Genomic DNA, 1,409 nt, shown 5'->3' on the forward strand with positions numbered 1-1,409 from the left:
GGTTTGAAACAACGTAAGTATAAACAATACTCCTAATATAGTAGGGCAGATGAATGTAATGGCAAAGTTGATATACTTCTGAACGAAAGAACCTTCATAACTCTCGAAGCCTTGTGATATTTCGGCATTTAAGTTTTCTTTCTTCCATACGTAGGCAGCAAAACTTACAATTAAGAAACCTCCCAACGGTAAGAAAGTATCATTGGCCACATGCCCAATAAATGTCATAAAATCAGTAGCGTTCTCGGCACCAAAGTATGTGATGAAGTTGGTAAAAAACTCTGAGTAACCATTTCCAACCAGAGATGGTAGTCCTACTACAAATATTACTAAGGCAACGATCCAAACACCTTTAGTTCTTCTAACTTCAAACTCATCTACTACGTAAGACACAGGTACTTCTAAAAGAGAAACTGTGGAAGTAAGTGCTGCAAATGAAAGGAGTAAGAAGAAGAAAGATCCTACAATAGTACCAAGTGTAGTGCCTAAGCTTTCAAAAACACCAGGTAGAATAGTAAATATTAAACCCGCTCCAGAGCCGGCTCCTTCCATGGTACCTTCAGATAAGTAGGCCACAAATGGGAACATCATAAGGCCTGCGATGAAAGCGATCCCTACGTCTGCAAGAGTAATAAAAGCTGCTGAAGACACGATGTTATCTCTTTTACCCACATAGCTACCATAAGTAATGAGCGCACCCATACCAAGCGATAATGAGAAGAACGCCTGTCCTAAGGCACTTCCCATAACTCCCATTGTAAGTTTAGAAAAATCAGGAACAAGGTAAAATTTGATACCATCAAATGCGTGTGGCAGGGTAAGTGAATAAGCCACCAAAGCTAAAATCATTAATATAAGGGTAGGCATTAATATTTTAGCTGCTTTCTCAATACCTCCAGAAATACCTTTAGATACAATAAATGCAGTGGCTATCATAAAGAAAATAGCATAACCGCCTACTGTAAAAATGTCTTTTATATAATCAGGAAATTTCTGACCAATTTCAAAATGGCCCATGACCATCTCTACAAAGTATCCAAATGACCAACCAGCCACTACATTGTAAAATGATAAGATTAAAACCCCACTTAAGATACCTAAACGCCCTACGAACGTCCAGTTTTTATGCCCTAGAGATCTAAATGCTCCGACAGGGTTTCTTTGTGTTTTTCTACCAATAGCAATCTCTGTTACCATCACAGGAAAACAGAGAATAAAACAGAAAATCAAGTACATTACAAGGAAAGCTGCTCCGCCTCCATTACCAACTTCGAAAGGAAATTTCCAGATATTTCCTAATCCCACAGCCGAACCTGCTGCAGCTAATATAAAACCCAATTTACTTGAGAATCCACCTCTATTTGCCATAGTCTATTTTGATTTGAAGCGCTGAAAATATGTACATTTTT

At 38.3% G+C, this 1,409-nt stretch carries 1 protein-coding gene; it reads right to left on the reverse strand.

Features of this window, described 5'->3' with window-relative positions; all coding sequences use genetic code 11:
* A partial coding sequence (locus tag E1176_RS01005) for a sodium-dependent transporter (RefSeq protein ID WP_155208728.1) occupies positions 1-1,368 on the reverse strand: 1,368 nt, incomplete at its 3' end.
* Between the last annotated feature and the right edge of the window lie 41 nt (positions 1,369-1,409).

The sequence above is a fragment of the Fulvivirga aurantia genome, from assembly GCF_009711475.1.
GTDB classification, from domain to species: domain Bacteria; phylum Bacteroidota; class Bacteroidia; order Cytophagales; family Cyclobacteriaceae; genus Fulvivirga; species Fulvivirga aurantia.